18 protein-coding genes are annotated in these 19,790 nt (G+C 68.3%); 8 read left to right on the top strand and 10 right to left on the bottom strand.

The features are described from left to right. Positions 1-48: 48 nt before the first annotated feature. Both BJY22_RS33780 and BJY22_RS33775 read left to right on the top strand, forming a co-directional pair. Positions 49-984 (top strand): ATP-binding cassette domain-containing protein, encoded by a 936-nt coding sequence (locus BJY22_RS33780; RefSeq protein WP_167215156.1) that lies wholly within the window; start codon positions 49-51, stop codon positions 982-984. Beyond that, positions 981-1,724, top strand: coding sequence for an ABC transporter permease (locus BJY22_RS33775; protein ID WP_167215152.1), 744 nt, complete (start codon positions 981-983; stop codon positions 1,722-1,724). Before BJY22_RS33780 ends, BJY22_RS33775 begins: the two co-directional genes overlap by 4 nt. Here the strand turns inward: BJY22_RS33775 and BJY22_RS33770 are convergent. Then, on the bottom strand, positions 1,708-4,839 hold the full coding sequence (locus tag BJY22_RS33770; protein ID WP_167215149.1) for a BTAD domain-containing putative transcriptional regulator: 3,132 nt from the start codon (positions 4,837-4,839) through the stop codon (positions 1,708-1,710). The two genes, BJY22_RS33775 and BJY22_RS33770, sit on opposite strands and share 17 nt — an antisense overlap. Before the next feature lie 103 nt (positions 4,840-4,942). Between BJY22_RS33770 and BJY22_RS33765 the strand changes: the two genes are divergently transcribed. Further along, entirely contained in the window at positions 4,943-5,443 is a 501-nt protein-coding gene (locus BJY22_RS33765) for a cupin domain-containing protein (protein WP_167215147.1), read from the top strand. Positions 5,444-5,470: 27 nt separating this feature from the next. On the opposite strand, the gene BJY22_RS33760 is transcribed toward BJY22_RS33765, so the two are convergent. Beyond that, positions 5,471-5,893 (bottom strand): DUF1801 domain-containing protein, encoded by a 423-nt coding sequence (locus BJY22_RS33760; RefSeq protein WP_167215144.1) that lies wholly within the window; start codon positions 5,891-5,893, stop codon positions 5,471-5,473. 85 nt (positions 5,894-5,978) lie between these two features. Continuing rightward, positions 5,979-6,374 (bottom strand): VOC family protein, encoded by a 396-nt coding sequence (locus BJY22_RS33755; protein ID WP_167215141.1) that lies wholly within the window; start codon positions 6,372-6,374, stop codon positions 5,979-5,981. A 33-nt stretch (positions 6,375-6,407) separates the two neighbouring features. On the opposite strand from BJY22_RS33755, the gene BJY22_RS33750 reads away from it, so the two are divergent. After that, complete coding sequence (locus BJY22_RS33750) at positions 6,408-6,923, top strand: NUDIX domain-containing protein (protein WP_202891376.1); 516 nt, start codon at positions 6,408-6,410, stop codon at positions 6,921-6,923. A gap of 91 nt (positions 6,924-7,014) precedes the next feature. On the opposite strand, the gene BJY22_RS33745 is transcribed toward BJY22_RS33750, so the two are convergent. The 7 genes from BJY22_RS33745 to BJY22_RS33715 all read right to left on the bottom strand — a co-directional run bounded on the left by BJY22_RS33745 (position 7,015) and on the right by BJY22_RS33715 (position 13,380). Continuing rightward, a complete protein-coding gene (locus BJY22_RS33745) occupies positions 7,015-7,830 on the bottom strand; it encodes a MauE/DoxX family redox-associated membrane protein (protein ID WP_167215138.1) in 816 nt (271 codons plus the stop codon). A 1-nt stretch (position 7,831) separates the two neighbouring features. Further along, entirely contained in the window at positions 7,832-8,434 is a 603-nt protein-coding gene (locus BJY22_RS33740) for a cell wall protein (protein WP_167215136.1), read from the bottom strand. A 13-nt stretch (positions 8,435-8,447) separates the two neighbouring features. After that, positions 8,448-8,681: an RlpA-like double-psi beta-barrel domain-containing protein gene (locus BJY22_RS42070; protein ID WP_238350537.1), complete on the bottom strand. Its 234-nt coding sequence runs from the start codon at positions 8,679-8,681 to the stop codon at positions 8,448-8,450. A gap of 285 nt (positions 8,682-8,966) precedes the next feature. Next, complete coding sequence (locus BJY22_RS33730; RefSeq protein WP_167215130.1) at positions 8,967-10,484, bottom strand: MFS transporter; 1,518 nt, start codon at positions 10,482-10,484, stop codon at positions 8,967-8,969. Beyond that, positions 10,481-11,029, bottom strand: coding sequence for a TetR/AcrR family transcriptional regulator (locus BJY22_RS33725; RefSeq protein WP_167215127.1), 549 nt, complete (start codon positions 11,027-11,029; stop codon positions 10,481-10,483). The genes BJY22_RS33730 and BJY22_RS33725 overlap by 4 nt, the downstream gene beginning before the upstream one ends. A 67-nt stretch (positions 11,030-11,096) precedes the next feature. Next, positions 11,097-12,347, bottom strand: a complete 1,251-nt coding sequence (locus tag BJY22_RS33720; protein ID WP_167215125.1) for an MFS transporter — start codon at positions 12,345-12,347, stop codon at positions 11,097-11,099. Positions 12,348-12,609: 262 nt separating this feature from the next. After that, positions 12,610-13,380, bottom strand: coding sequence for a GNAT family N-acetyltransferase (locus tag BJY22_RS33715; RefSeq protein ID WP_167215122.1), 771 nt, complete (start codon positions 13,378-13,380; stop codon positions 12,610-12,612). A gap of 408 nt (positions 13,381-13,788) precedes the next feature. Between BJY22_RS33715 and BJY22_RS42065 the strand changes: the two genes are divergently transcribed. From BJY22_RS42065 to BJY22_RS33695, 4 genes are read left to right on the top strand one after another with little or no spacing between them, the layout of a single operon-like run. Further along, complete coding sequence (locus tag BJY22_RS42065; protein WP_167215119.1) at positions 13,789-14,787, top strand: ABC transporter permease subunit; 999 nt, start codon at positions 13,789-13,791, stop codon at positions 14,785-14,787. Next, positions 14,784-15,728, top strand: a complete 945-nt coding sequence (locus BJY22_RS33705) for a carbohydrate ABC transporter permease (protein ID WP_167215116.1) — start codon at positions 14,784-14,786, stop codon at positions 15,726-15,728. The genes BJY22_RS42065 and BJY22_RS33705 overlap by 4 nt, the downstream gene beginning before the upstream one ends. 28 nt (positions 15,729-15,756) lie before the next feature. Continuing rightward, a complete protein-coding gene (locus BJY22_RS33700; RefSeq protein ID WP_167215113.1) occupies positions 15,757-17,424 on the top strand; it encodes a type 2 periplasmic-binding domain-containing protein in 1,668 nt (555 codons plus the stop codon). Beyond that, on the top strand, positions 17,425-19,728 hold the full coding sequence (locus BJY22_RS33695; protein WP_167215110.1) for a glycoside hydrolase family 95 protein: 2,304 nt from the start codon (positions 17,425-17,427) through the stop codon (positions 19,726-19,728). Positions 19,729-19,790: the final 62 nt, after the last annotated feature.

Raw genomic sequence — 19,790 nt, 5'->3', positions numbered from 1 at the left:
TAGGCGGCGTGTCAGGGGCGTGTCAGGACCGCCGCCGAAGGTGTTCCCATGACAACTTCGGCGATCGCGGTCACAGGACTGCGCAAGACGTACGGCGACAAGACCGTGCTCGACGGCATCGACCTCGACGTCCCCGCGGGCACCGTCTTCTCCCTGCTCGGCCCGAACGGGGCCGGCAAGACCACCACGGTCAACGTGCTCACCACGCTGACCAAAGCCGACAGCGGCACGGTCCGGGTGGCCGGCTACGACGCGGCGACCGCGGCCAAGTCGGTCCGCTCCGCGATCGGGGTCACCGGCCAGTTCGCGGCCGTGGACGAGCTGCTCACCGGACGCGAGAACCTCCAGCTGATGGTGGACCTGAGCCGCGGCGCCGCCAACGGCGTCGTCGCCGAGCTGCTGGAGCGGTTCGAGCTGGCGGAGGCGGCGGACAAGCCCGCGGCGACCTACTCCGGCGGCATGCGTCGCAAGCTCGACCTCGCGATGACTTTGGTCGGCAACCCGCAGATCATCTTCCTCGACGAGCCGACCACGGGTCTCGACCCGCGCAGCCGGCGGACGATGTGGACGATCATCCGCGAACTGCTGGCCGACGGCGTGACGATCTTCCTCACCACGCAGTACCTCGACGAGGCCGACGAGCTGGCCGACCGGATCGCGGTCCTCGACAAGGGCCGGTTGGTTGCCCAGGGCACCCCGGACGAGCTCAAGCGGCAGATCCCCGGCACCCACGTCCGGTTCCGATTCGAGTCGGTCGCGGAACTCGACACGGCCGCCCGGATCCTGCCCGGCTCGACCCGCGACGACGAGTCCCTCACCCTGCGGGTCCCCAGCGACGGCGGCACCCGGTCGGTCCGCGAGCTGCTCGACCGGCTCGACGAGCACTCCCTGGACGCCGGCGAGTTCTCCGTCCACACCCCTGACCTCGACGACGTATTCCTCGCCCTGACGGGCCACGACACCACGGAGGTAGTCGCGAAATGAAGAACCCCTCGATCGTGATGCTGCGCCGCAACCTCAAGCACATCGCGCGGAACCCGACCTCGGTGTTCAACGCCGTCCTGATGCCGGTCGTGGTGATGCTGATGTTCGTCTACATGCTCGGTGACGCGTTCAGCGTCGGCGTCCCGTACGTCGACTACGCGACACCCGGAATGCTCCTGCTGGCGGTCTGCTACGGGCTCGGTGCGGTGGCGACCGCGGTGAACTCCGACATGACCAAGGGCATCATCAACCGGTTCAAGGTGATGGACGTGCCGCGGAGCGCGGTCCTGACCGGTCACGTGGTGGCGAGCGTGCTGACCAACCTGATCGCGATCGCCGCGATCATCGGGGTCGCGTTCGCGCTCGGCTTCGACCCGTCGGCGAGCTTCGCCCAGTGGCTCGGCGTGCTCGGTCTCGTCGTACTGCTCGGGGTGGCGACCGGCTGGCTGACCGTCGCGCTCGGTCTGTTCGCCAAGAGCCCGGAGACCGCGGGGCTGGCCTCGGTGCCGCTGGTCATGCTGCCGTTCTTCAGCAGCGCGATCGTGCCGGCCGACAAGATGGGGCCCGGCGTGAAGCAGTTCGCGCAGTACCAGCCGTTCACGCCGATCATCGAGTCGCTCCGCGGGCTGCTGAACGGCGCGCCGCAGACGGGCGACCTGATCGCCGCGTTCGCGTGGTGCCTCGGGATCGCCGTGGTCGGGTACATCTGGGCGACCTCGACGTTCACGAAGCGAGCGTGACCTCGACCAGCTCCCGCCAGCTCGCCTGCCGTCCCTCCTCCGTCGCCTCGGTGAACTTCGTGTCACCGAGGCGACGACGTGTTTCCTCCTCGAGCCTTGCCACGTCCGGGTTGGAGCGGTCCGGCAGCCCTCGTACGGCGGCACTCGCGGCCAGCAGCCGCGCCGCCTGCTCGTCCTGGCCGGTCCGCAACGCGAGATCCGCGATCCCGACCAGCACCTGGGCGATGCCGGGAGCGTGGCCGCCCTCGGCAGCCGCCTGGAAGGCCGCGCTGCGGTGCTGCCAGGCCTCGTCGAGATCGTCGGTGAGGTAACCGAGCACGTCCTGGATCATGGCGCGCAGGTTCGCCCGCTCCGCCTCGTGCCCCAGCATGGTCGTCGCGCGGCTGAGCTGTTCGCGGGCCTCGTCGGCCTCGCCCTGCCAGCGGGCGAGCTCCGCCTTCGACAGCGCCAGCTCGACGAGCGCCTCGGGCCACGCGACCCGTTCGGCCAGGCGCTGTGCGTCCGCCAACGCGGCAGCGCAGGCCTCCGCATCGTCCGCCAGCCAGTACAGCTGGGCCTGCCGCGACCGCAGCCGTACGACGTCCTCGGTCGCGCCGCACTCGGCGGCGACGGCGATCGCCTGCTCGGAGTACTCGCACGCCTCGGCGAACTTGCCACGGACGGCGAGCCGGTCGGCCAGTTCGGTGAGCGCGAACGACATGCCCCACCGTTCGCCGATCGCGCGGAACTCGGCCAGGGCGGTCTCAACCGCCCGGTCGGCGTCCTCGTCGCCGTCGCCGAGCATGATCCGCATCTTCCCGGTCTGCAGCCGCGCCAATGCCCGTACCCAAGGGTCTTCGTCGGTGAGCAGCGGTTCGAACGTGGACACGAACGAGTCAGGCCCCCGCAGCAGGCCTTCGAGTGCGGTCGACATGGTCACCGCCGGATGCGGGCTCTTGACCCGCCGGCTGATGTCCGCGGCCTTCCGGATCCAGTCCTCCGCATTGAACTGGTCGCGGCCACGCCCCGACGTCATGAAGTTGGCGACGAACGCGTACACCACGGCGCGGCTCTCGTCGGACACCTCGCCCGGCACGTCCGGGGCTGCCAGCAGGAACTCGCTGCCTTCGACCTTGTGCCCGGCGAACCACCAGTACCAGCCCGCTGCCGCCGCGAGCCGCATCGAGCCCTCGGCCTCGCCGGCTGCCAGCGCTCCGCGCATCGCCGCGGCGATGTTGTCGTGCTCGGCTTCCACGGTCGACAACCATTCGAGCTGCTCGGCACGGCGCAGGTGCGGATCGGCGGTCTCGGCCAGCTCCGTGAAGTAGGCGAGGTGGGTACGGCGGGTCAGCTCGGTCTCACCCGCCTCGTCGAGACGCTGCTGGGCGTACTCCTTGATCGTTCCGAGCAGCCGGTACCGCGGGGCGCCCTCGTTCTTCGTCACGACCAGCGACTTCTCGGTGAGCGCGGTCAGCAGGTCGAGGACCTCCCACGACTCGACCTCGCCGCCCGCACAGACCTGCTCGGCGGCGTCGAGGCTCGCGCCGCCGGCGAACACCGACACCCGGCGCAGGACCGACCGCTCGGCATCGGAGAGCAGCTCCCAGCTCCAGTCGACCACCGCGCGGAGCGTGCGGTGCCGGGGCAGCGCCGTACGGCTGCCGCCGGTCAGCAGGCGGAAACGGTCGTCGAGGCGGTTGGCGAGCTGTTCGAGCGACATGGTGCGCAACCGGGCCGCGGCCAGCTCGATCGCCAGCGGCATACCGTCGAGGGCGCGGCAGATGCGGGCCATCGTCTCGCGATCCGCGGTGAGATCGGCGCGGACAGCTGTGGCCCGGTCCTGCAGCAGGCGAACGGCCGGTGACGCGTCGATCTCGGCCGGATCGGCAGTATCCGTTGGCAGCGCCAACGGTGCGACCGGCCAGAGGGCCTCGCCGGTGATGCCGAGCGGTTCGCGGCTGGTGGCGAGGATCCGCAGCCGCGGGCATTCGCCGAGCACGCGATGCGCGAACGTCGCGGCCGACTCGATCACGTGCTCGCAGTTGTCCAGGATCAGCAGCATCGACCGCTCCCGGACGGCCGCGATCACCCGGTCCGTCGGGTCCCTGTCCGGTACGTCGCCGAGCAACGCGTCCCGCAGCGCGAGCGCGCCGAGCGTCGCCTGCGCCACGTCGCCGTCGGCCCCGATCGCCGCGAGCTCCACCATCCAGGCGCCGTCCGGCAGGTCGCCGAGCATGGTCCGGGCGGTCTCGGTCGCGAGCCTGGTCTTTCCCGAGCCGCCCGGGCCGATCAGGCTGGTGAGGCGGTGCGCGGCGACCAGGTCGCGGACCGTCGCGATGTCGGCGTCCTTGCCGACGTACGTCGTCAGCTCCTCGCGGAGGTTGGTGTTGCGCTTCTCGTCGCGGCGTACCAGCTCACCCCGGAGCAGGGCGACGTGCAGGGCGGAGAGTTCGGGCGACGGGTCGACACCGAGTTCGTCGGCGAGGGTTTCGCGGGTGCGCTCGTACACGCGGAGCGCCTCGGTGTCGCGGCCGGAGGCGACGAGGGCGCGCATCAGGGCGGCGACGAGGCGTTCGCGGACCGGGTGCGCGGCGACCAGGTCTGTCAGCTCCGTGACGAGTTCTGCACCGTGACCGAGCGTGATCTCGGCGTCGTACCGGTCCTCCATCGCGGTCAGTCGCAGCCCGTCGAGCCGCGTCACGGCCGCGTCGAACGCGCCGCTCTCGGTCAGCCCGACGTCCTGCATCGCCGGCCCGCGCCACAATCCGAGCGCTTCCCGGAGCAGCCGGACGCCCTGCGGATCCTGATCGGTCCGCGCCCGCGTGACCAGGCGTTCGAACCGTACGGCGTCGACGTCGTCCGGATCGATCCGCAGCCGGTAGCCGTCGGTATGTCCCTCGACCGCCCCCTCCGGAAGCACCTTCCGGAGCCGCGAGACCAGCCGCTGCAACGCATTGGCCGCATCCGCCGGCGGCTGCTCGCCCCAGATCCAGTCCACCAGCGTCGCCTTCGGCACCACCCGCCCCGCGTCGAGCGCGAGAGCAATCAACAACCCCCGCAGCCGCGCCCCAGGCACGTCGAGAACGCCCCCGTCGCCGCCCCGCACCTCGAACGACCCCAGCATCCCGATCTGCACCCGCCAGATTTTGCCATGCGCACAGGGCTTGACGGACAGCGCCAATTTGGTGGCGATGCGTGGCTCGGGCGGGTTGGGTGGTGGGTGAGGAAAGGAGACAGTGATGAGTCAGCGCATCAGGCCCGTCGGGGACGGTGTGATTTCGAGTCCGGATACGCAGACCGCGTTGTGGTTTCTCGGGGTGTTGCAGCAGGTGCGGGTGAGTGGGGAGCAGACCGGTGGGGCATTCTCGCTGACCGACAATCTGGCTCGGCGGGGGAGCGGGAGCCCGGTGCATATTCATGAGCACGAGGAGGAGTCGCTCATCGTGCTCGACGGTGATCTGCGGGTGGTGCTCGCCGAGGAGGAGCATCTTGCGGGGCCCGGCACCGTGGCTGTTCTGCCGAAGGGCGTTCCGCATGCGTACGTCGTCACGTCGCCGGAGGCGCGGTTTCTCACGCTGCACAATCCGGGCGGGTTCGAGCAGTTCGCGGCGGAAGTGGGGGAGCCCGCGCAGGAGCTCACGCTGCCGCCTGAGCCCGACGGGCCGCCCGATCTCGCCGCGGTGACTGCGATCGCCGCCCGCCACGGCATCACCATCCTGGCTCCGCCACCCCGGTTGTAGCTGTCGGCTCGGGTCCGGTCGCGCGTCTCAGCCGACCGCCTTCTTCACCAGGGCGACGATCTTCTTCTCGACGGCCGGGGTCAGCTTGATCAGCGCGTACGCGGTCGGCCAGAAGTCGCCGTCGTCCAGGACGACGGGCGGGTTGAAGCCGAACGTGGCGTACGGGGTCTTGAACTTGGCGGCATCCTGGAAGAAGCAGACGACCTTGCCGTTCCTGGCCCAGCCGGCCATGCCGTAGTAGAGCTTCGGGGTGAGGTCGGGCGCGACCTGCGGGATCAGCTCGTTCAGCCGCTCGGCGATCTCGCGGTCCGCGTCCGGCATCGCCGCGATCTTCGCCGCCTGCGCCTCGGCCGGGTTCTCCTTGCCCTTCAGCTCCTTGGCCCGCTCCTTCATCGCGCCGCGCTCTTCCTCGGTGAACCCGTCGTACGACTTCTTCTTCGTGGTGGCCATCGGCGTGCCTTTCGGTCGGTCGTCCTGCGAACACCTCAAACCCTAGGAGCCCGTCCACCCCGCCCGCTTCTCGAAAACTGATCGATCAGCTCCCGACATACAGGCAGAAGGGGTGGCCGGCCGGGTCGAGCAGCACCCGGACATCGTCCTGCGGCTGGAAGTCGGCGAGCGTGGCGCCGAGCTCGACCGCGTGTTCGACGGCGGTGTCGAGGTCGCCGACCTCGATGTCCAGGTGCATCATCATCTGTTGCTGACCGTCGGCGGCCGGCCAGACCGGGCGGGCCCACGGCGCCGACGTCTGCGGCTGGAACGCCAGGTAGGTCTCGGAGTTGCCGGGAACAACCAGTGCGAACTCGTTCGGCTCGTTCTTGTGGATCTCCCAGCCGAGCACCTCGTGGTAGAACAGCCCGAGCGCCTGCGGATCCGGCGCGTCGATCACCGTCCCGAACCAGTGCCCCTTCGCGGATCGTCCTCGAAGCATCGCAGTACCTCCTTCGGGGACGACACTAGACCGGTGAACCGACAAGAGGACCTCGCCGCCGAGGGTGCGCCGGAGCAGGAGTTCAACCCGGGCATCGCCGCCCGCATGCCGCGTAAGACCGCGGCCGGTGGCGCGCTGATCCGGGACCGGTCCGGGCGCATCCTGTTCCTGGAGCCCACCTACAAGCCGACCCTCGACATCCCCGGCGGCATCGTCGAGTACGACGAGTCGCCGTACGAGGCCTGTTGCCGCGAGGTGAAGGAGGAGATCGGCCTCGACCTGGAGATCGGCCGCCTCCTGGTCGTCGACTGGGTGCCCGCCCACGGCCCGTGGTCCGACTCGCTGGCGTTCGTGTTCGACGGCGGCGTCCTCGACCACGAGACTCTCTCCCTCGACCCCACCGAGGCCCGGACACACCACTTCCTCACCGTCGCCGAAGCATCGCCCCGTCTCCGCCCCTCCATGGCCCGCCGCCTGACCCTCGCCGAGCAGTCCCTCACGACAGGCCTCCCCGCGTACGCCGACTTCGGCCGCCCGACCACGCCGTAGCCGGATCTGCAGGCCATCACAATCGCGCCGCTCCCGCCACGACAAGCGTGACGGGAGCGGCGGTCGGGTGATTGTGATGGCCTGGCGGTCGCTAGCCAGTGGTCGCCAGCACGGTCGGGCGGTACACGGTCAGGCCTTCCTCGTCGACGACGGCGACGCGGATGGACTCAGGCGTGGAGTCCCGGTGCGGTACGGCGAAGACGGCGGTCGCCCGGCGGCCGTCGTACCTGGCGGCGTAGCTCACGAACCGCCAGTCCTCGTCGTCCCAGTAGTCGTGGATATCGGAACGCAGCATCCCGTCGACCGCGCGGTACGCCGGGCTGAGCAGCACGCGCCGCTGGGTTGCGGCGAGTGGTGTGTTGTCGGACGCGGTACCGGCGTACGGGTGGCTGAGCCGGATCCGGAAGCGGCGCAGCGGCAGCAGCCAGTACCGGTCGAGCTCCGCGGACAGCATCGCGAACGCGGCCGCCTCGAAGACGAGTACGACGAGACCGGCGCCCGCGGACCACCAGCCGGTGCCCGCCGTGGTCGCGAGCCCGGCAGTTGCCAGCAGCAACAAGGCGCGGGCGATCGCCCGGTAGCCGACGGGTTTGGCTGACGCCTTCATGCACCCGCAGGAGGCCTCGGGTACGACGAGCTTCGAGTAGATGAGGAATGCGGTGAAGCCGACGGCCAGTGTGGCAGCGGCGAATGCCTCGATCGCCCAGGAAGGTGGTAGGAGGAGGGCGAGCGCAATGAGCAACTCGAGGGTGGCAAGGGTTTGGTAGGTCGGCTTCGCGCGGGAATCGCCTACCAGGCGCGGTAGGGCTGTGCGTTCGGCCTGCTTCGGGTCGGTGAATTTGCCGTACGCCGACCAGAGCAGGAGCAGTCCGATCAAGAGCGGCTGAGCAGCCGCCACGGTGCCCATGTCAGTTCGAGGTGTAGATCGTCGCGATGTCGATCTCGTTGGTCCCCGGTCGCCAGGCGCCGATCACCTGGGCGTGCCGGCCGACCTTGAGCATCGACAGGTCCGACACCGCCGGCGTGCCGTTGTACACGGCCGCGGTGGTCCCCGGCTGCAGGTGCCCGACGACCTTCTGGCCGTGGTGGTCGAGCTGTACGCCGCTGCGGCCGATCGACGTGATCGCGACGGTCAGGTTGACGATGTTGACCCAGATCGCCTCGGCGGCCAGGATCCCGTCCGGGAGCAGCACGCCCCGCGCGTACAGGCCGTCGCCGATCTTGGCTTGGTCGATCGTGGTCGGCCGGAGCTTCCAGACGCTGGTCACCCCGGTCAGCTGGATCCGGTGCAGCCGGCCGTCGGATCCCTGTACCTGCAGGAGATCCCGGTTGCGGCCGGTGATCAGTCCTTCGGCGAAGTTCGGGTCCGGCTGGCCGGCGTCGGGGAACTGCGCACCGGCCGCGAACGCGGTCTCGGGAGCGAGCGAACCCATCGCGGTCGCTGCGACCAGGCCGGTCGCACCGAGGGCGGCGCGGGTGAGGAGCGAGCGGCGGTCCATCGTTGCAGTCATCTCAGCTCACTCCTCAGCCGACGTCGATGTTCGCAGGGATGAGACCGGCGCTCAGGCTGGCGATCGCGGAGAACGCGGCCGGCGTGAGGTCGAGGAGGCGGTTCGCGGCACACGTCCCGCCGCAGCAGGCGCGTTCACCGCAGAACAGGTCGGTCTGCGGACCGCAGTCCGCGATCGAGGTGACGACCCGTTTTCCGTTGCACAGGTTGGTCGTTGCGTGCCGGAAGCCGCAGGTACGCCGGGACATTCCGGTGAACCCACAGCGGTCCGGACGGGTGATGGACAGGCACGCGTCCGAGGTGTTCGGCCACGCGTGCTGGAAACTCCCGGAATTGCACGTGCCGCAGGCACCGCGACCGGTGCTCGCACAGGGTCCCCATGCGTTTCCGCAGCAGAACCAGGATGCTTCGCCGTTGAATCCGGCCATGACAGATTCCTCCTAGGCCTAGGGGCGGACAGACCTACAGGATTTCTTTGTACTCCGATTCGGCGGAATCTCCCAGAGGTAATCGAAGAAACGGAAACTTTTTGCCTAGTGTTCGTCCCCGCCGGCTGTGCTGAGTTGCTGCCCGCGGAGCAGGAACCAGGCGGCGATCGCGGTGGCGAGCAGGACGGCGGCGCCGCCCCCGGCCGCGATCGAAACGCCGTCCGCGAAGGACTCCCGCGCCGCGTCGAGCAGCGCCGCGGCGGTCTCCGGTGGCAGCTGGGCGGCCACCTCGACCGCTCCGCCGAGCGATTCGTGGGCGGCATCCGGCGTACCGGCGGGCCCGGTGAAGTCGCGGTACACACCGGTCACGATCGACCCGAGCAGCGCGATCCCGAGCGCCGCGCCGAGCTCGTACGCCGTCTCGGACACGGCGCTCGCCGCGCCCGCCTCCTCCTTCGGTACGGCGGCCAGGATCACGTCGGCCGTCACGGTAAAGGAGAACCCGGCGCCCGCCCCGACGACGAGCAATGCCGCGCCCAGCAACGGATACCCGGTGTCCTGGCTGATCGTGGTGAGCGCTGCGAGCGCGAGCCCGATCGCTGCCAGACCGCCGGCGACCACCGCGCGCACCGAGAACCGCCGCGCCACCTGCCCGGCGAGCAGACCGGCGACGATCGCCCCGATCGCGGCCGGCAACTCCGCCAGACCGGCCTCGATCGGCCGCCGCTCCTGCACCAGCTGCAGGTACTGCGACAGGAAGAAGATCAATCCCGACAACCCGAGAATCGTGAGCAGATCGGCCAGTACGGCGCTACTGAAACCACGACTGCGGAACAGCCGCAGGTCCAGCAGCGGGATCGGCAGCCGACGCTGGCGCCGTACGAAACCGTAGAGCGCAAGAGCGCCGACGAGCGCCGCGACCACCGGCGGCCACGCGAAGCCGTGCGCCGCGAACTCCTTGATCGCGTAGACCACACCGATCATCCCGACCATCGACAGCACGACGCTCACCAGATCCCACGGACCCGGCTCGGGATTGCGTGACTCCGGCAGCAGCTTCGCGCCGACGACGACCAGTACGGCCATCACCGGCAGGTTGATCAGGAAGACCGAGCCCCACCAGAAGTTCTCCAGCAGAACGCCGCCGACGATCGGGCCGATCGCCATCCCGGCCGATGCCGCCGCGCCCCAGATCCCGATCGCGACGCTGCGCTCCCGCGGGTCGTGGAACAGGTTGCGGATCAGCGCCAGCGTGGCCGGCATCAGCGTCGCGCCCGCGACACCGAGCAGCGCCCGCGCGACGATCATCAGCTCGGCCGTGTGCGCGTACGCGTTCAGCACCGAGACCGCGCCGAACGCCGTCGCGCCGATCAGCAGGATGCGCTTGCGGCCGATCCGGTCGCCGAGGCTGCCCATCGACACCAGCAGCCCGGCGAGCACGAACGAGTACGCGTCGCCGATCCACAGCAGTTGCGTCCCCGACGGCTTCAGGTCCTCGGACAGGAACGGCGTGGCGAGGCCGAGCACCGTCGCGTCGACCGCGATGAGCAGCACGGCGAGCACCAGCACACCGAGCGCGAGCCAGCGTCCCGGACGCGTCACGACGTCCGCTTGTTGCTTCATTGCTCTCTCCGTACGGCGCCACCGAGCAGCAGATCGGTGACGTTCGAGGTGAAGTCCTTCGGCGCGACCCGCCCCTCGTAGGTGGCCCAGGCCGCGGAGACCAGCAGGCCGTACAGCGCCTCGGCCAGCCAGACCGGGCTGAGGTCGATCCGGAACTCGCCGGCCTCCTGACCCCGCCGGAACAGTGCGACCAGGCGGGCGTCGAGCCGATCCCAGCCCTCGTTCTGCTCGTCGCCCTCGAACAGCTGGTTCTCGGAGTACAGGAACGCGAGCTGCCCGGCGACCGGCTCCAGCTCGCGCACCAGGCGCCGTACGGCGTCGGCGACCGGCCCGTCGTCGACGGCGGCTCGCGCGACGGCGGCCTCGCACTCGGCGATCCCGAGCTCCTCGAGCGCCCGGATCAGTGCGTCCCGCCCCGCGAACTGCCGATTCAGCGTGGCGCGACTGATCCCGGCCGCCCGGGCGACCTCGTCCATGGTCGCCGACGACTTCCGCATCAACAGTCCCGCCGCGGCCCGCAGTACCTGATCCCGATCAACAGCCATGAGTCAATCATAGCTCAAATGAGACACCAATGTCTCACGGTCGGATCGCGCTCCGGGCTTCCGGAAACTAAGTGGCGGTATGTGCCGTTTTGTTTCCGGAAAGCGGGACCCGGGTGCGCAGGAAGAGGAGCGGGATCGGCGTCAGGATCAGGCCGGACGCGAGCAGGGCCGCCCGCAGGGACGAGCGGCCGACCGCGCCGAGGGGTGGGCCGCCGACGACCTGCCCGACCGCGTTCGCCTGCGACACCATCGAGATGACGGTCGCGCGCGAGCGGGAGTCGACGTGCCGGTTCAGCCAGGCGGACTCGATCGGGTACGAGAGCGTGCCCGCGATCGTGTTGAGCCACATCGCCGCGAGCGCCGGCCACAGGCTGCCGGACAACGCGAAGCCGACCACGCCGACGATCTGCAGGAGCGCGAACGTCGCGAGAATCCCGGTCGGGTGCGTCGCCGACAGCCGCTGTGGAGAGAGCCGGTCCAGCGCCACCGACGTACCGAGTGAGAGCAGCGTCCCGATCAGGGCCAGGACGGTGAACCAGAACGCCGGGTCCGACGTACCGAACAGCTCCGGGAACGTGAACGTCAGGATCTTCACCGACCACAACCGGTCGAACGCCTCGCTCGACAACCCGCCGATCAGGCTGATCAGCACCAGCGTCCGTACGACGGGACGCCGCCGCGCGACCTCGAGGCCGTGCCTGAACGTCTCCGCCATGTGCCGGAACGTCTCCCGCTCCTCGCGCGGTGTGCGGTGGAAGTTCTGCTCGCGCATGAACACCGCGAGCAGCAGGGCGAGCAGCATCATCCCGGCGCCGGAGATCACCATCGGCAGCGGCAGACTGATCAGGCCTAGACCACCCGCGGTCACGGTGCCGGCGATCTTCGCCGCCAGCTGGAACTGCTGCGTGCGGACGAACACCCGGCCGGCGCGTTCGGTGCCGATCTCGTCGGTGATCCAGGCCTGGTCGGCGCCGGACGTGAACGTGTAGCCGATACCCCACAGAACCTGCGCGGCGAGGATCGCCAGGAACACCGGCACCAGGCCCTGGAGCAGCAGCCCGGCGCCGATGAGCACGAAGCCGATCACGATCGAGCGCCGGCGGCTGTACAGGTCGGCGACGATGCCGGTGGGGATCTCGAAGAGGAAGCAGGTCAGCTCGAGGGTGGTCCCGACCAGGACCATCTGGAGCGGGTCGAGCCCGGCGTCGCGGACGTAGTAGACGAGGTTGAGCGTGAACGCCAGGGCGGACAGGAAGGACCAGGCGGCGTTGTAGACGTAGTACGTCCGGGTGGGGTCGGCAGACCGATAGGAAGACATCGTGCGTTGCTCCTGGCAGCGTGTTCCTGCAATGGGCGTGCGGGCAGGACGAAGCGGTGACCAGCACGGTCAAACGCTTGCGTGGCGCACGGACTGCGGCGGCGCCGCGGTGGTGCGCTGTCAGGAGCGAGTTCGCATGGCGAAAAGGGTAGGGGAGACGCGGCGCGTCCGCCTTCGAATTAGCCGACCCCGGTTGGTGATCAGGGGTACTATCAGTAATGCCTGGCCCGGCCGTTCCCCCGTGATGGTCGGGTCAGGTTTCTCATCGGCCGTCGATCGGCTTCCGGTAGCGCTCCTGACGCTCCACGATGCGGTAGCCGGCCCGCTCGTACAGTGCGACGCTCCCGGTCGGGTTCTCCAGTACGGTCCACAGTGACGCCGCCCGTACGCCGGACTTCCACAACGCAGCGTGATTGGCCTGGAGCAATGCCGTCGCCAGCCCGCGTCGTCGCCAATCGGCTCGTACGCCGACCCACGGGGTGTCGTCACGCCCGCTGACCACCCACCCGGCCAGTCGGTCCCCGTCCCACGCGAGCGACCAGAGCCCGTGGTCCGGGAAGTCGTCAGCCACATCCTGCTCGAACTCCTCGAACGAGTCCTGTACGTACCCGAGCGAACTCCCGCCGAACACCTCCGCGTTCCCCTCGAACACAGCCCGATGATCCGCCTCCGACGCAGGCCGCAGTACGACGCCTGCCGGCAGCGCAACCCTCCCGGAGCCGGTCAGCTCCATCGTCATCCGGACCCGCGTGAACGCCACCCGGTACCCCGCCGCCCGCACCAGCGCGACATCCCGCTCCGACACCGGATTCGTCCCGAACATCGCCGTACCCGGACTGCCTGCCGCCGCCTCACGAGCCCTCTCCTCCTGCCACGCGAGCACCCGCCGCCCGTACCCGCGCTCCTGGTACGCCAGGTGGACCTGACCCGTCAACAAGTACAGCCGAGTCCCGTCCGCCTCGTCCCAGCACCGCATCCCGGTCGTCCCGACCTCGATCCCGTCGACATAGGCCCTGCCGTCCGCAAACTCCATACGGCCAACTATCCCCACCTGGGGAGTTCGGATGGTGGTGGCCGCCGAGGCCGGGTCTTGACACGGGCCGCCGGATCCGGGTTGACTGCCATATAGTTAACGCAAGAAACAAATTGTGGATCGACCCGGGGCTGGTGGCTCAGAGCGGCCCCGGGTGTGATCGATGTGTGCCCGGATCCGGTGGCGAGCCATCGGATCATGTGTCGTTCACCCATCGGTAGTTGCTGGGGGCAACACCCGGAAAGCCCTTGTCTGCAAGGGATCTGAGCACTTCGGTCACCGTCCGGTATCGACCCGGTCGGCAACTCTTCCGCTGTCCAGGGATTCTGTGTCATCCTCCGGGATAGCGAAACCCGAGATCCTATCGGATATCGGTTCCACTCCAGCGCGTGAGGGAAAGGATGCGGAGTGAGCGCAACCTTCGAGGTGAAACCGGCGCCCGCGGCACCGGCGCCGCCGGCCGGGCCGACGGTCCGGAAACCACCGCGAACGAGTCGCCGGACCCAGGCCGGCCGCAGCCTGCGGCGGCACTGGCAGCTCTACCTGCTGGTCGTCGTACCGCTCGCGTACTTCGTGATCTTCAAGTACGTCCCGATCACGAACGCGGTGATCGCGTTCAAGAACTACAGCCCGATCAAGGGCCCGTGGGGCAGTGACTGGGTCGGCTTCCGCAACTTCGAGCTGTTCTTCCAGAACCCCGTGTTCTGGACCTTGGTGAAGAACACCCTCCTGTTGTCGGTCTACACGGTGCTCGCGAGTTTCCCGATCCCGATCATCCTGGCGATCGCGCTGAACGAGATCCGCAACGGGCGGTTCAAGAAGATCGTCCAGTTGGTCACGTACGCGCCGTACTTCATCTCCACAGTGGTCGTGGTCTCGATGACGATCCTGGTGCTGTCGCCGCGGCTCGGGTTCGTCAACGACGCGATCGGGCTGTTCGGCGTACCGGCGGTCGACTTCCTCGGCCGGCCGGACTACTTCCGGCACATCTACGTCTGGTCGGACGTCTGGCAGACCACGGGGTACTCCGCGGTGATCTATCTCGCTGCGCTGTCGGGGATCGACCCGGCGCTGCACGAGTCGGCGCGGATCGACGGCGCCAGCCGGCTGCAGCGCATCCGCCACGTCGACCTGCCGGGCATCATGCCGACCGCAGTGATCATCCTGGTGCTCGGCGTCGGCAACATCATGTCGATCGGGTTCGAGAAGGCGTTCCTGCTGCAGAACCCGCTGAACACCGCGCAGTCCGAGATCATCGCCACCTACGTCTACAAGACCGGTCTGCTGAACGCCGACTTCAGCATGGCGACCGCGATCGGGCTCTTCAACTCGGTGATCAACCTCTTCCTGCTGCTCGGCGTGAACTTCGCCGCCAAGCGCATCACCGGAAACGGACTGTGGTCATGAGCATCACCTTGCAGGGATTCCGGCGTACGGCGGACTCCGGGACGTCGCAGCGCACCGCGATCGAGGAGACCCGGACCGACAAGATCTTCCTGATCGGCGTGAAGATCATGCTCTGGATCGCACTGATCCTGGTCGCGCTGCCGCTGGTCTACATCGTCGCGAACTCGTTCAGCAGCCCGTCGGCGGTGAGCGCCGGCCAGGTGCTGCTGTGGCCGGTCGAGCCGAGCATCCGCGCCTACCAGGAAGCCTTCAGTGATCCGCTGATCATGAAGGGCTACCTGAACTCGTTCATCTACGCGATCGGCGGCACGCTGATCAGTGTCACGCTGACGATCGCGATCGCCTACCCGCTGTCGCGCCGGACGTTCTTCGGCCGGAACGTGATCATGAGCGTGCTGATCTTCACCATGCTGTTCTCCGGCGGGCTGATCCCGACGTACCTGGTGGTCCAGGACCTCGGGATGCTGAACACCCGGTGGGCGATGGTGATCCCGAGCGCGATCGGCGTCTGGCAGGTGATCATCGCGCGGACGTTCTTCCGCAGCACGATCCCCGAGGAGCTGTACGAGGCGGCCACCATCGACGGGGCGAGCGACCTGCGGTTCCTGTGGTCGATCGTGCTGCCGCTGTCCAAACCGGTGATCGCGGTGATCGCGCTGATGTACGCGATCTTCCAGTGGAACAGCTACTTCGACGCCCTGATCTACCTGAAGGACCCCAGCCTGTACCCGCTGCAGATCGTGCTGCGGAACGTGCTGATCCTGAATCAGTTCGGTGGAACAGGCTCGCAGAACCTGGCGCAGCAGCTCGAACAGCAACAGCTCGCCAATGTCTTGAAGTACGCGCTCATCGTCATCTCGAGTCTGCCCGTACTGATCATCTATCCGTTCGTCGCCCGCCACTTCACCAAGGGCGTGATGGTCGGCGCGGTCAAGGGCTGAGACGCCCACCTCCAGAAGGGAAACAGAAATGCGCTCATCCGTGAGCAAGGTCGTCGCGCTCGGCGCGGCCGGCGTGCTCGCCCTGGCGGCGTGCAGCTCCGACAAGTCGGACGACGGAGCCGCGAACGAGACCAGCGCCGACGGCAAGGTCGTCATCGACGCCTTCGCGCCGGCGGACCCGTCCAACGGAACCAACCTGGACACCAACGCGGTCACCAAGCTGGTCAGCGACAAGTTCAAAATCCAGTTCCGCTGGCAGACCACGACCTTCGACGGCGGTCCGGCCAAGGAGAAGCGGCAGATCGCGCTGGCCAGCGGCGACTACCCGGACCTGTTCCTGCTGATCCCGTGGGTTGACGGCTTCACCCAGGCCGAGGTGCTGAAGCTCGGTCAGCAAGGCGTCGCGCAGCCGCTCGAGGACCTGATCAAGGAGAACGCGCCGAACATCCAGAAGGCGCTGGACTCCAACAAGACCTTCAAGGAGATGTCGACGGCGCCGGACGGGCACATCTACGCCCTGCCGCAGTGGTCGGACTGCTTCCACTGCACCTATCCGGACAAGCTGTGGATCAACAGCGCCTGGCTGAAGAAGCTGGGCCTGCAGATGCCGAAGACCACCGACGACCTGCGCAAGGTGCTCGAGGCGTTCAAGACCAAGGACCCGAACGGCAACGGCAAGGCCGACGAGATCCCGATGACCACCGACGTCCAGGACAGCAGCCTGATCGCGTACCTGATGAACGCGTTCGCCTACGACCCGGTCGGCGCGAACAACGGCGTCCGGTCGCTGCTGACCCTGGACGGCGACAAGGTCGTCACGCCGGTGACGTCGGACCAGTGGAAGGAAGGCCTGAAGTACATCCGCGGTCTCTACAAGGACGGACTGATCGACCAGGCGGCGTTCACCCAGAACGCCCAGGCGCTGCAGGCCCAGGGCAACAACCCCAAGGCCGTCGTCCTCGGTTCGGTGCCGGTGCTGTGGCCCGGCATCTTCGTCCAGCTGGACTCGAAGGACGGGCGGGACAAGCAGTACGACGCGGTGCCGCCGCTGACCGGTCCTGAGGGCAAGAGCTTCACCGGGTACAACTACCCGAGCTCGACCGGTTACACGTTCATGCTGACCAACAAGGCCAGCAAGGAGGCCCGCGTTGCGGCGATCAAGATGCTCGACTGGATCTACAGCGACGAGGGTCGAGCGATCTCGCTGATGGGGCCCGAGAACGTCGGCTGGCGTAAGCCCAAAGCCGGTGAGATCGCGCTGGACGGCCAGCCGGCCTGGTACCGGTTCTCCGGTGACAAGCAGCCGAAGAACCTCTCCTGGGACGCGATGGCGCAGTACAACATCACGCTCGCCTTCCGGAACTCGCAGGTCGTGCCGAAGGACATCTACTCCGGCGACGGCCTGGAGCGGCGGCTGTTCGAGGCCACGAAGCAGTATGAGGGGCACGAGGACAAGGCGCAGTGGTTCCCGCAGACCTCGGTCTGGCCGGACCCGAGCCTGAGCGGTGAGCTCGCGACACTGCAGACCAACCTGAACACCTACGTGAACCAGAACCAGCTGGCCTTCATCACCGGTTCGAAGAACATCGACACCGAGTGGGACGCGTACGTGAAGGGGCTCGAGAGCACCGGCATGCCGCGGTACCTGGAGATCAACCAGCAGGCGTACGACAAGTACAAGTCCGGGAGCAAGTAGTTGTCCCACGAACTGTGGTTCCGCACCCCTGCGCCGGACTGGTTCGAGGCGTTGCCGTTGGGCAACGGGCATCTCGGAGCGAAGGTGTACGGCGCGGTTGTCGACGAGCGGATCGCGCTCAACCTCGACGACGTCTGGTCGGGCGACGGTCCGCGGTCGCTGACCGTCGCCGACGGGCCGGCTGTGCTGGCCGACGTACGCCGGTTGTTGCTGGAGGACGGTGATCAGTTGGCGGCCACCGAACGAACCCGTGCGTTGCAGGGGCCGTTGGTGGAGTCGTACCAGCCGCTGGCCGATCTGGTGATCTCGGCCGGTGGGGGTGCGGAGGCTGCGGAGCCTACGGAGTCTTCGGAATTCAGAAGGAGTTTGGATCTGCGTACCGGGATCGCCGCCGTCGACTACACGGTCGACGGCGTGCGGTTCCGCCGTGAGACGTACGTGTCCACGCCGGACCAGGTGCTGGTGTGGACTCTGATTGCCGACAATCCTGTTGTCGACCTGCTGGTCGGGTTGGAGAGTCAGCACCCGGTGCGCGTGGACGTGGCCGACGGCACCTATGGCGTGGTCGGTCATGCGCCGTCCGAGCTCACGATCGAGTACCGGGATTCGGCGGATCCGATTCGGTACGAGGACGGGCGCGGTATCGGGTTCGGTGTCGCGCTGAGGGTGTTCGCCGACGGCTCGGTGGCGACGTCGACTGAGGGTGTTGCCGTGCGCGGGGCCTCACGGGTGACGGTGGTGCTGGCGGCGGCGAGTACGTTCGCCGGGTGGTCGGTGTCGCCGGGGCGAGATCCTCTGGTTGCTCTCGGGGAAGCGGTCGCGGTGCTGGATTCGGTTGCCGTGGACAAGCTTCGCGGCCGGCACGTCGAGGATCATGTGAGGTTGTACGACCGGGCTTCCCTGGAGCTCGGTCCTGTTGTCGACAATCCTACTGACGACCGTCTGAAGGCGGTCGCTGCCGGAGGCAACGATCCGGACCTGGTCGCGTTGACGTTCAACCTCGGCCGGTACCTGTTGATGGCGTCCTCCCGTCCGGGGACGCAGGCGGCCAATCTGCAGGGCATCTGGAACCAGGACCGGCGGCCGATGTGGGCCAGTGACTGGACCAACAACATCAACACCCAGATGAACTACTGGCTCGCCGACCTCACCGGGCTGAGCGAGTGCTTCGACCCGCTCACCGACCTTCTCGAAGGTCTCGCCGAGTCGGGCGCTGCTACGGCGAGGATCCTGTACGACGCCCCGGGATGGGTCGCGCATCACAACGCGGACCTCTGGCGGGCGACCTGGCCGGTGGGTGAGGGCGGCGACGATCCCGTCTGGGCGATGTGCGCGACGTGCGGGGTGTGGCTGACGGCGCATCTGATGGAGCACTACAGGTTCACCGGTGACGTCGAGTTCCTGCGGGAGCGGGCCTATCCGGTGATCGCGGGCGCGGCGGAGTTCGTGCTGGCGATGCTGGTGGAGGATCGGGACGGCGTACTGCAGTTCGTTCCGTCGACGGCGCCGGAGCATCACTTCGTGCTGCCGTCCGGTGAGAAGGCATCGGTCGATCTCACGTCGACGTACGACATCTGGCTGATCCGCGAACTGTTCGCCAACCTGACCGAGGCGGAACGCGTCCTGGGCCTCTCGTCGCCGCTGGCTGCGCGGGCAACTGCTGCACGCTTGCCGGAGATCCGGGTGACGCCGGACGGGCGGCTGCACGAGTGGCCGACTGACTGGCAGCCGTCCGAGCCGCGGCATCGGCACCAGTCACATCTCTACGGGCTGTATCCGGGCGCCGAGATCGATCCCGTGCGTACGCCGGAATGGGCGGCGGCTGCCCGTGCCTCGTTGGAGCTGCGGACCGCGGGCGCCGTGAACGGCGGCTGGACCGCGGCCTGGCTGGTTGCACTGTGGGCCCGGCTGTTCGAGCCGTCCCGTGCCTCCGCCGTGATCCAGGACTACCTGAGCCGGCTCGTGTCGGACAACCTGCTGCACCGCGACGGTGACATCTTCCAGATCGACGCGAACTTCGGCATGACCGGCTGCATCCCCGAACTGCTGCTGCAGAGCCACACCGACGTGATCCGCATCCTGCCCGCACTGCCGGCAGAGTGGCCGGACGGCTCGTTCCGCGGTCTTCGGGCGCGCGGCGGCCTGACGTTCGACGTGACCTGGCGGGACGGGGCGCTGACGCAGGCTGTCGTCCACGCGAGCCGAGCCGGAACACACCGCATCGCCCTCACTCCCCACGACACCCGCACCATCACCCTCGCCGCCGGCCAGAGCACCACTTTGTGCACCACATCCGCGCCTTGACCGCCGCGTCGTACGGACACCATGCACAAAGTCTCCCGATCGGCCGGTCGGCCGGTCGCCGG

The sequence above is a fragment of the Kribbella shirazensis genome (assembly GCF_011761605.1).
GTDB lineage: Bacteria > Actinomycetota > Actinomycetes > Propionibacteriales > Kribbellaceae > Kribbella > Kribbella shirazensis.
Note: the sequence above shows the minus strand (reverse complement) of the source record. Positions and strands in the feature narration are given on the sequence as shown.

What these genes read in the sequence shown, in the direction of transcription:
- BJY22_RS33780 (WP_167215156.1), top strand. Translation starts at nt 49, where the DNA reads ATGACAACTTCGGCGATCGCGGTCACAGGACTGCGCAAGACGTACGGC.
- BJY22_RS33775 (WP_167215152.1), top strand. Translation starts at nt 981, where the DNA reads ATGAAGAACCCCTCGATCGTGATGCTGCGCCGCAACCTCAAGCACATC.
- BJY22_RS33765 (WP_167215147.1), top strand. Translation starts at nt 4,943, where the DNA reads ATGAGTCAGCGCATCAGGCCCGTCGGGGACGGTGTGATTTCGAGTCCG.
- BJY22_RS33760 (WP_167215144.1), bottom strand. Translation starts at nt 5,893, where the DNA reads ATGGCCACCACGAAGAAGAAGTCGTACGACGGGTTCACCGAGGAAGAG.
- BJY22_RS33755 (WP_167215141.1), bottom strand. Translation starts at nt 6,374, where the DNA reads ATGCTTCGAGGACGATCCGCGAAGGGGCACTGGTTCGGGACGGTGATC.
- BJY22_RS33745 (WP_167215138.1), bottom strand. Translation starts at nt 7,830, where the DNA reads ATGGGCACCGTGGCGGCTGCTCAGCCGCTCTTGATCGGACTGCTCCTG.
- BJY22_RS33740 (WP_167215136.1), bottom strand. Translation starts at nt 8,434, where the DNA reads ATGACTGCAACGATGGACCGCCGCTCGCTCCTCACCCGCGCCGCCCTC.
- BJY22_RS42070 (WP_238350537.1), bottom strand. Translation starts at nt 8,681, where the DNA reads ATGTCCCGGCGTACCTGCGGCTTCCGGCACGCAACGACCAACCTGTGC.
- BJY22_RS33730 (WP_167215130.1), bottom strand. Translation starts at nt 10,484, where the DNA reads ATGAAGCAACAAGCGGACGTCGTGACGCGTCCGGGACGCTGGCTCGCG.
- BJY22_RS33725 (WP_167215127.1), bottom strand. Translation starts at nt 11,029, where the DNA reads ATGGCTGTTGATCGGGATCAGGTACTGCGGGCCGCGGCGGGACTGTTG.
- BJY22_RS33720 (WP_167215125.1), bottom strand. Translation starts at nt 12,347, where the DNA reads ATGTCTTCCTATCGGTCTGCCGACCCCACCCGGACGTACTACGTCTAC.
- BJY22_RS33715 (WP_167215122.1), bottom strand. Translation starts at nt 13,380, where the DNA reads ATGGAGTTTGCGGACGGCAGGGCCTATGTCGACGGGATCGAGGTCGGG.
- BJY22_RS33705 (WP_167215116.1), top strand. Translation starts at nt 14,784, where the DNA reads ATGAGCATCACCTTGCAGGGATTCCGGCGTACGGCGGACTCCGGGACG.
- BJY22_RS33700 (WP_167215113.1), top strand. Translation starts at nt 15,757, where the DNA reads ATGCGCTCATCCGTGAGCAAGGTCGTCGCGCTCGGCGCGGCCGGCGTG.